This is a genomic window from Veillonella infantium (assembly GCF_002959895.1).
Classification (GTDB): Bacteria; Bacillota; Negativicutes; order Veillonellales; family Veillonellaceae; genus Veillonella; species Veillonella infantium.
The window spans coordinates 56,763-66,938 of sequence record NZ_PPDD01000007.1; the positions used below are offsets into that span (position 1 = coordinate 56,763).

Annotated in this window: 9 protein-coding genes; all 9 read right to left on the reverse strand. The window is 36.2% G+C overall.

From position 1 onward, the window contains the following. Nucleotides 1–14: 14 nt before the first annotated feature. The 9 genes from VCHSUH03_RS03755 to VCHSUH03_RS03795 all read right to left on the reverse strand — a co-directional run bounded on the left by VCHSUH03_RS03755 (nt 15) and on the right by VCHSUH03_RS03795 (nt 10,089). Complete coding sequence (locus tag VCHSUH03_RS03755; RefSeq protein WP_105085991.1) at nt 15–632, reverse strand: cyclodeaminase/cyclohydrolase family protein; 618 nt, start codon at nt 630–632, stop codon at nt 15–17. A gap of 150 nt (nt 633–782) precedes the next feature. After that, the gene (locus VCHSUH03_RS03760; RefSeq protein WP_105085992.1) at nt 783–2,453 is read right to left on the reverse strand and encodes a formate--tetrahydrofolate ligase; all 1,671 of its coding nucleotides are present in this window, start codon (nt 2,451–2,453) and stop codon (nt 783–785) included. A 377-nt stretch (nt 2,454–2,830) separates the two neighbouring features. Then, nucleotides 2,831–4,099, reverse strand: a complete 1,269-nt coding sequence (locus VCHSUH03_RS03765; RefSeq protein WP_105085993.1) for an SLC13 family permease — start codon at nt 4,097–4,099, stop codon at nt 2,831–2,833. A 103-nt stretch (nt 4,100–4,202) separates the two neighbouring features. Beyond that, nucleotides 4,203–4,814 carry a L(+)-tartrate dehydratase subunit beta gene (gene ttdB, locus VCHSUH03_RS03770; RefSeq protein ID WP_105085994.1) on the reverse strand — a complete coding sequence of 204 codons (612 nt, stop codon included), beginning with the start codon at nt 4,812–4,814 and terminating at the stop codon, nt 4,203–4,205. Next, a complete protein-coding gene (ttdA, locus tag VCHSUH03_RS03775; RefSeq protein WP_105085995.1) occupies nt 4,814–5,716 on the reverse strand; it encodes a L(+)-tartrate dehydratase subunit alpha in 903 nt (300 codons plus the stop codon). Before ttdA ends, ttdB begins: the two co-directional genes overlap by 1 nt. A gap of 385 nt (nt 5,717–6,101) precedes the next feature. Beyond that, entirely contained in the window at nt 6,102–7,130 is a 1,029-nt protein-coding gene (locus VCHSUH03_RS03780; protein WP_105085996.1) for an AraC family transcriptional regulator, read from the reverse strand. 176 nt (nt 7,131–7,306) lie between these two features. Next, nucleotides 7,307–7,573 carry a SemiSWEET family transporter gene (locus VCHSUH03_RS03785; protein WP_004698672.1) on the reverse strand — a complete coding sequence of 89 codons (267 nt, stop codon included), beginning with the start codon at nt 7,571–7,573 and terminating at the stop codon, nt 7,307–7,309. Between the two features lie 396 nt (nt 7,574–7,969). After that, nucleotides 7,970–8,992 (reverse strand): AraC family transcriptional regulator, encoded by a 1,023-nt coding sequence (locus VCHSUH03_RS03790; RefSeq protein ID WP_105085997.1) that lies wholly within the window; start codon nt 8,990–8,992, stop codon nt 7,970–7,972. Nucleotides 8,993–9,006: 14 nt separating this feature from the next. Beyond that, entirely contained in the window at nt 9,007–10,089 is a 1,083-nt protein-coding gene (locus VCHSUH03_RS03795) for a zeta toxin family protein (protein ID WP_241567133.1), read from the reverse strand. Nucleotides 10,090–10,176 lie beyond the last annotated feature (87 nt).

Below are 10,176 nucleotides of genomic sequence, written 5' to 3' on the forward strand. Positions count from 1 at the left end.
CTATTTTGAGCTGGCTATACATATAACGCTATAATTGCCGCTTCTTTATCATCTAAACCTGTTTCAATAGCATTCATTTTTGCGGTTATATCAACTACAAATGCTTCGTCTTTAATACCTGATAAATTAATACGTACGTTTAGGAATGCTGCCTTTACTGCAGCACGTGCATTGATTGCAGCAATAATACCATCAGTAATAAGATTTTGATTACCTTTTTTAGATGCTAGCTCTGCTAAATCAAAGATTTGATAGGCTAACTCGCCGATTTCAAAGGGAACCATTGCAGCATCTTTATAAGCTTGTTGAATAGCGGCAGTACGTTTAGACTTTTCTTCATCTGTATTCTTTGGCAAACCTAAGGCATTCATAAAGATATTAAATACATCTGCATCAGCTTGAGATAATTCGAGCATGCGATTACGAATAGATTCCGCTTTAGCTTGAAGATCTTTCATGTCAGATTGAACATCTTCATATCCCTTTTTACCAAAGGTTAAATTCGCCACCATTTCAGCTAATGCTGCCCCCGTTGCAGCCGTTAAGGCCGCAATGGCTCCACCACCTGGAGTTGGTTCTTTAGATGCAGTAGCTGCTACAAAATCTACAACACGTTGTTCTACTAAATTCATAACAAGACCTCATGTAAAAGCGATAACAAGCTATCCTTGTTATCGCTTTGTCATTTCTATAAAAATATACAGGTAACACACTATATAAACTAGTGAAAGCAGACACTACCAATAGGCAGTTAAGAAAATGTCTACTACAAAGAATTTATATTAGAATAAGCCTTTAATCGTGCCGTCTGCTTCAATATCCATATTAAGTGCAGCAGGACGTTTAGGAAGGCCAGGCATAACCATTACATCACCTGTACGGCATACGATAAAGCCTGCACCATTAGCTACACGAATATCGGATACAGTGATGGTAAAGCCTGTTGGAGCACCTAAGAGTGCTGGATTATCAGATAAGGAATATTGAGTTTTTGCCATACATACAGGCAAACGATCTAGGCCCCAATCTGCTAATTGTTTAATTTGTTTTTTAGCTTTGTCCGCAAAGATAACACCATCGCCACCATAAATAGTTTTAACGATTTTAATAACTTTCTCTTCCAAAGTATCTTCTAAATCATATACAAATTTAGGTGTTGGTTTAGGACCTTCCAGTAACTCTACGACCTTTTTCGCCATGTCAGTGCCGCCTTCGCCGCCCTTTTCCCAACATTCATTAAGTTCTACAGGTACGCCAAATTCATCGCAAAGACGAGTTAATTCAGCTATTTCTGCATCTGTATCAGTAGCAAATTTATTGATAGCTACTAATACAGGTACGTTAAAGTAACGCATGTTCTCGATGGCTTTTTGCAAATTGCTGAAACCATTTGTAACAGCTTCAACATTTTCAGTGCTAAGTTCTTGTTTAGGTACACCGCCATGCATTTTAAGAGCACGCAATGTAGCTACGATAACGATTGTATCAGGGAAAATATCCCCGTAACGGCATTTGATGTCGAGGAACTTTTCAGCCCCTAAGTCAGCACCAAAGCCAGCTTCTGTAACTACGATGTCACCTAATTTAAGACCCAGCTTTGTAGCTACGATGGAGTTACAACCATGAGCGATGTTTGCAAATGGACCACCGTGAACGATAGCCGGTGTGTGTTCTAATGTTTGTACTAAATTTGGCTTGATTGCGTCTTTCATAAGAAGCGCCATCGCACCTTGGCAACCTAGCTGATGAACATAAACAGGCTCACCTGCTAAATTACAGCCGATAACGATACGACCAAAACGTTCTTTCAAATCTTCTAAATCTTTAGCCAAGCAAAGAATAGCCATGATTTCAGAAGCAACAGTAATCATGAAGTGATCTTCTCGTGGGAAACCACACACTTTACCGCCAAGTGCTACGGTAACATTACGAAGGGCGCGGTCATTCATATCTAAAACACGAGTCCAAGATAATTGGCGCAAATCGATTTGCAATTCATTGCCTTGATGGATGTGATTGTCGATCATAGCGGACAATAAATTATTAGCTGCTGTAATAGCGTGCATATCACCTGTAAAATGAAGGTTAATATCATCCATTGGTACAACTTGAGCGTAACCGCCACCTGCTGCACCACCCTTAATGCCAAATACAGGACCTAAGGATGGCTCACGCAATGTGGCAATCGCATTTTTGCCAATTTTTTGTAAGCCTTGTACAAGACCAATGCTCGTTGTAGACTTCCCTTCACCTGCTGGCGTCGGTGTAATAGCCGTAACTAACACCAATTTACCATCTGTCTTATCTTCTAAGCGACGAATAGCATCAAAAGAAATCTTCGCTTTATAATGACCATATTGTTCAATATCATCAGGTGTTAAACCACATTTATCGGCAATAACCTGAATCTTCTCCATCTCATTCTGTTGGGCAATCTCAATATCGCTTAACATAAAGCCTCCTCGGCACCATGGCCATCTATCAACTATATAACAACTTTAAACATATTATCTAATATTTACTATTTAATATTAATTGTCTACTGTAGATGTATATTTGTACAACTACAGTAATCTATTATATATGAAAGTATTACGTATGTCTAATATTAATCCTTAACAATTTTAGTAATATAACTAATAGATCTAAGATGTCTAAGACGTATAGAAAATCTAATACGTCAAATACGTATAATACGTATAATACATCTAAAACATCTAATAGCTAAATTATATTATCTAATACGTTTATCACTACCTATTGCACATATGAGAAAGAGCCCTAATGCAACATACATTAGGGCTCTTTCTAAAAAACTTATATTATCTCATTAAAATGGGAATAAAATTGGTAACAATATAAGCGCTACTATACTAGATACAACGATGAGCGGCAAACCAGCTTTCACATAATCCATGAAGCTATAACCAGCAATGTTGTATACCATAGTATTCGCAGGCATACCAATTGGGGTAGCATATGCTAAGGAGCTAGCGATTACGATAGCTGCAAGCACCGCTTTTGGATCGAATCCCAATTGAGATGCTAAGCTAAGACCGATTGGTACCAATAATGCACAGGTAGCAGTATTAGACATAAAGTTCGTCATGAATACACCAAGCACAAAGATTACTACTAGAACAACAATTGGAGATGGACTAGCACCAAGGCTGTTTACGATAAGATCTGCAATTACAGAACCAGTACCGGTTTTAACCATTGCATCCCCAAGGGCCATAGAGCCAGCGAAGAGCATGATCGTTTTCATATCGATAGATCTAACAGCTGCACTTTCACTAATAACATTAGTAGCTACTAATACGAGAGCACCTACCCAAGCACTCACATAAAGTTTTACGCCCAATTGTTTTTCAAAAATCATAGCAGCGACGGTCAAAATCAATATGATTGCAGCAGTCCATTTCTTCCAAGATGGCACATGACTATAATCATCATTACCTTCAAAAGCACCATCTGGTTGATGACTTGGAGTATCTGGTAAGAAACGTTTACCAATTGTAGCATAGAATATAGTGCCTACGATAAGGATTGGTAAACCTACTAGACCATAATCGAAGAAATTAAAGGAGCCTAAGCCTGCTTGTTGTAATCCTGCTTGAGCAATCATATTACCAGGAGCGCCGATAAGAGAGATATTACCACCCATAGCCGCTGCAAATACGAGAGGCATCAATAGTTTAGTTTGTTTAAAACCACTTTTTTTACAAATACCGATAATTACAGGAATCAGTACAGCAGCTGTACCAGTATTAGATAAGAAACCAGATAAAATACCTGTAATCATCATTACAGCAACAAGTAAGGATGTTTCAGTTTTGGCAAACTTATGAACTACATTACCAACCCCTACTGCTACACCCGTTGCAAAGAAGGCTTCACCAATAACAAACATACCCATAAATAGTAAGACGTTTGGATCTACAAAACCGGCGAATGCTTCTTTAGCCGATAAAACTCCACTTAGATGCAAGCCTACTGCTACAACCATAGCGGTAATAGATAATGGAATTTTCTCCCACGCAAACATAACGATGGCAAATACCAAGAAGCCAAGAGTTATCATTACACTCGTATCCATATATACCTCCCAATACGTGTAATATACCTAAAAAAGGGTACAAAAAAGGAGGATTGTACAAAATCCGTATAATCCCCCTATTTAGTTACATTTCACAATGCAATTATTTAATGAAGCCTACGTGTTTATAAAGTTCTTCTAACACTTCTTCTTTTTTCGCATTGTATTCTACTTTTTTATTTTCAAAATAGTTATTGCCATCTGCATCAATAGATACGATAAGCGGACCAAATTCTTTAACCTTAAAAGTCCACAAAGTCTCACACATACCTAATTCACGCCAATTAGCAGATTCTACTTTTTCGACTTCTGTAGCAGCAAGAACTGCATTACCTGCAGGGAATACACAGTGTAGTGCGCCAAAGTCTTTACATGCACGAGCTGTTTCAGGACCCATGCCACCTTTACCTACAATGAGACGTACACCCGTCTTTTCAACAAAGTCATATTCGAATTTTTCCATTCGCATAGATGTAGTAGGACCTACAGATACTACTTCAAATTCATTATCGCTTATAGTTCGAATAATTGGACCTGCATGAAGTATAGCCCCATCTTTAACATCAACCGGTAAAGTTTTACCTTCTTCTACCACACGACGATGCCCCATATCACGACAAGTTGTAATATGCCCAGTCAAATAAATTACATCGCCTGGCTTAATGCCTTCTAAATCAGATTTTTGAATAGGTGTAGTTAATATTTTCTTAGCCATTATAATGTCACTCCTTTATGAGATTTAACTGTGCAATTACCATCTTTGTCAAATACGAGATCACCGCGACGATGATTCCAACAACCTACACTAACAGCACAAGAAATAACAGATGGATGACGTGTACCATGTTCAATGTTAACACCTAATACAGTTTTATCCCCACCCATACCTTGAGGTCCAATACCAATCTTATTAATTCCATCTTCTAACAATTGTTCCATATAAGCCGCTTTTTCATTAGGTGCTTTTGAAGATACAGGACGCATTAATGCTTTTTTAGATAAATCAGCAGCAGTATCAATAGTTGTAGCAATACCTACACCTACCAATAGTGGAGGACACGCATTCAATCCATAGCTTGTCATCAAATCAAGAACAAACTTAGCAACACCTTCATAGCCTTCGCCTGGCATCAATGTTTTACCTGACCCTGGCAAGGAGCAACCGCCGCCAGCCATGTAAGGGAAGATTTCTACATCATCGCGATCAGGAATGATATCCCAGTGAATATAAGGTGCAGTGAGGCCAATATTTTTACCAGTATTAAATTCATCAAAAGTTTCTACACAATTCAATCGTAATGGAGCTTCTTGTGTAGCCTTATAGGTTGCTTCTCTTAGAATATCTTCTAATTCTCCTAGTAATGGATAATTAGATCCAACCTTTACCCAAAATTGTAAGACCCCTGTATCCTGACAAGAAGGACGATTAAGCTGAGCTGCTAAATCCATATTATGTTGCATTGTCTCATAAATAGATTTGGCCATAGGATTTTTTTCATCCTGCGCCAATTCATGAATTTTTTCTTGTACATCATCAGGCAATACCTTTGCCATATAAGAAATGAAATTAGCTATCTTATTAGTCATTTCTTGTACTTGTTGTTCCTTCGTACTCATCGCAAACCTCCAAAAAGACTTCATTATTTAAAACGTAATTATTTTTGTTTCGGAACCTTAGCTCCTTTCGATGATTTCATTGTACTCTTTTTTCAGGATATAACTATCCAATTTATAAGTTCATTTTTGCTTGTAAAAGCACACTAATTTCATATAAAATCACCCATATGATTATATTTTTCTCCATCTAAAATATACAATTACACCTATTTAGAAACATCAAAAAGAGCACTACCTATCAAAAGGCAGTGCTCTTTCATCATTTATTTTTATATGCTTATCAAATATACAAAATCACCTATACCTAATAATTGTATATCCACCTAATTTTAACTTTCAAAATCATGAAATTATATCTAATTACAAGGCATTTTAACAACGAAAATTATGATTGTAATTTTTTTACAACCATCTCAAGTTGTTCTCTAACATCCTGTAACTTTTGATTGGCCTCCTCTAATCTATTTGTATTAATAGAGTCATCTTGATATGGTAAAAAACTTTGCAAAATGTCTATAATATCCTTTTCCTGGGTAGAAATAATTTCCTTCCAATCATGTAGCTTGGTCTTTCGTCCCATCTCTTTTGCTTGCTTTCTATATTCAGATGGCGTTGTATGGAAATGTTTCTTGAAAGCTACATTAAAGGCTTTAATATCTGCGAAGCCACAGCTACTCGCAATATGAGCCACCCCATCCTCAGAGTTAGCTAAACGAACGGTAGCCTCTCGTAATCTCAACCGCAACAAATACTCTAAAAAGGAAACTCCTAATTGGCGTTTAAAGAACTGAGATGTATAGTTCACATTATAACCGCCAATTTTGGCAATATCTTCTAACTCTATCTTCTGCTTATAATTTTCATCAATATAGGCAATCATTTTATCAAAGGTAGCTACAGTCATATCAGCAGGCTTTGTATGTACAGGGATAGTCTTAACCGCATCAATTTCACGATATATATCACTCGTCATAGCTAAAAAGTGACTCTCCAAGCATAATTGACGATCAGTACCTTCACCATTTACCATTAATAACATCATTTGTGCGGCACGATGACGTAGTGACGTAAAGAATTTATTATCCCAATTAGTTTTATCTGAACGCAATACAAATTGGTACATGCCGAAGTTAGGATCAAAGTATTGGAAAAACTCTTTACTTACATGAATAACGAGAGCCGTTGTATCCTCCTCTAAGGCCAATGTAGCATGACCTACTTGAGGGGAAATAACAATTGTATCAAGAGGTTCCATTGTAAAAACCTCACTATTACAACTCATGTCGATTCTGCCCTTTAGTAAGATTAGGATTTCTACGCCACTGTGCCAGTTATAGTGATAGGTACTAACCTTATATATATCACTATTGAAATCTATGTGATTGTGTTTATAGGTGTAGTGAAAGTAATCCATAACAACGTAACACCCCTCATAAAATCAAACAAATACCTCTCAATTATTTACATAAAAAATGCACCTCTTATAAATCTAAGAGATGCATTCATTATGATATATATAATTAACAACGGTCAACAGTAATCTTATTTTACATGTCAATAAATTATAGTTTTATGTTTCTACTCTTTAAATTACATAACCGCTGTAATAGCTGCTGCCAAACCAAAGAAGATACCAGGTGCATTGGCTAATGCTACTGGAATATCTCTATGTTCTTTGAACAAACCATACGCTACCCATAATGTACAGTTGATCGCAGCTACAAGTGGTTGGATCCAATCGCCAGTACCTGGATGAGCTAGGTTGTGCATGATTTGTGGGAAATAAGATACATACATAGCTACAGCAGTAACAGTTGCAACTTTACCTACGTTTTCCATAAATTTAACTTGATTCATATATCCTCCAAAATTATAACTTACTAATTTTTTACTCCTGATGAAGTATATTCTACTCAGTTTGGAGAATATAACTATCCAAATTAAAAGGTAGTTTTTATAGTAAAATCCATAGAAAAATATAGATTTCTCTCGATTTATTGCATTTTTAGAGTCTATTGATATATAAATTCGCCCATAAAGCACATATAAAAAAGCACTACTTATCACCAGTAGTGCTTTATTTATAACTTTATAGGTTTTCTTAATATAGAAATTTACCCAATTCTAATCTTTCTATATATGTCATAAATTCAGCAAAAATAATTTGCCACAAAACGTTTATCCTAAGATTAGCTACTATAAGAATTAGTTACTATAATAATCTAGTTACCATAGAGATATAATAAAACATCTTTATAAATCCTTTACTACATCGGCTAACTTTTCTTTCAAAGCTTCCAATTTTTGGCTCATAAATTCCAATTCGCTCTTGGCTCGTGAATCATCTTCATAGGACAAGAATGAATGCAATACATCAAGTACATCTTGGTTGTCTACAGAAATAATTTCTTTCCAATCTTGCAAAACAGTTTTACGGCCAATCCCTTTTACTTGCTTACGATATTCTGTGGGAGTCATATTAAAATGCTTTTTAAAAGCCACATTAAAGGCTTTCACATCGGCAAAGCCACAATCGCTTGCAATTCTTGCGACAGCCTCATCCGTACTAGCTAATCGAACAGTAGCATCACGAATTCTCAACCGCAATATATACTCAACAAATGAAATCCCCATTTGTCGTTTAAAAAACTGCGATGTATAGGCAACATTATAGCCCCCTATTTTCGCAATATCTTCTAGCTCTATTTTCTGATCATAATGCTCATCAATATAGGCGATCATATTATCAAAAGATGCCGGTTTTATATCGCCAGGTCTAGCATTTTCGTGAACCTTTTTTATAGGATCAAATTCTCTAAATACATCACCGGCCAAAGCTAAGTAATGGTGTTCTATCCACATTCGATGTACTGGGCTTTCACCTTTAATCATCAATAACATCGTCATAGCAGCATGATGGCGTAAGGTTGTAAAGAATTCATTATGACGCGTACTATCATCTGAACGTAAAATAAATTGATACGTCCCAAAATCCGAATCATACTGTTGGTAAAATTCGTTACCTACATGAGTAACAAAGGCTATAGTATCCTCTTCAAGGGCTAATGTTGCATGCCCTACTTGAGGAGAAATAATTACAACATCAAGAGGTTTCAGCGTAAAAACCTCACCATTGCAACTCATCTCAACGCTACCTTTTAACAATATAAAAATCTCAGTTTCTGCATGCCAGTTATAATGATATGTACTAACCCTATATATGTTACTACTAAACTCTATGTAGTTATGTTTATATGAATAGTCAAAATAGTCCATTACACTTTTGCTCCCTAAGGTAATTTCGCTCTTAACTCCAGTTCTTGTGCTTTACCTGCATTTAACAAATCAGTTTCATCCTGTGTCCAAGTACCAAATAACACGTTCTCTACAATGGTGCCAACTGGCTCGGTACATTGTTTGGAATTATACACTTGTATTAAATTCCGTTTATATACTTGAATACTCTCAAATAATCCACTTTGTTCTAATTCATTAATATTAGATACCAAAGATTTCACAATTCCATCGTGATGCTCTTTAGGTGTAGCTCTGGCTTGTAAAGGATCCACTACTAGCATTTCTAAATATCGTAATTGTGTTGTCAAATAAGATAGTTCCGGTTTAGTAGCAATCAAACAAAAGTCGACTGTATATCCTTTAGATTTTAATAATGTAGCTGTTTTAATTGGCACAGTTGCCGAGCGCAATGTCCCTTCAATAATTAAATTGTATTTCAAGGCGCTTAATTTATCAATCACAGCCTCTACCATCTTACCAGCAAACATTTTTGTGTACTCTACACTATCAACACCATATTTTTCTTGAAGCGCTCTAAAATGTGGGTGCTGCGCACGATAAGTGTCGCCATCTATAACAATATAGTCGCCTTTTGACTCCATCATTTTGACACGATGAATAGTTGTTTTCCCTGCCCCACTTTGGCCACCTAAAATAACAGCGTGAGGCATATTAGATATATTTTTATTTAACGTTAACAAATCAATAGTGAGTTCTAAAGCCTTGTCGAAATCTTCAGAGCTATAGGACTCAATACCTTGTAAATCACTAATTTCTTTAATATCACTAACAATATGAGAAGCTTGAATCATTGAATCCTTAATTTGGATTTCAATCTCTGTCATACGTTTTTTTAAAGATTCTAATTCATCAATAGATGTAACCAAATATAGTTCTGTATTAACAATATGAGAAAAGGCTTTTAAAAACTCTATACAATGATTAGTCCCACTTTCATCAACTAACTTGCATAGACGAGCTAATGTCTCTGCACTTTGTTCTTTTACAACCTCTATCTGTAAAGTTAAATTATATTGTTCAACGATGTTCATACATTCGCCCTCTCTCAAAATCATAACCACCCGTAGAACGGGTGGTTTGCTCTGACCCTATAAGGGTCTTTCTCTAGTGGTGGCCCTCTAAAGAGGGCATTGAATGATCTG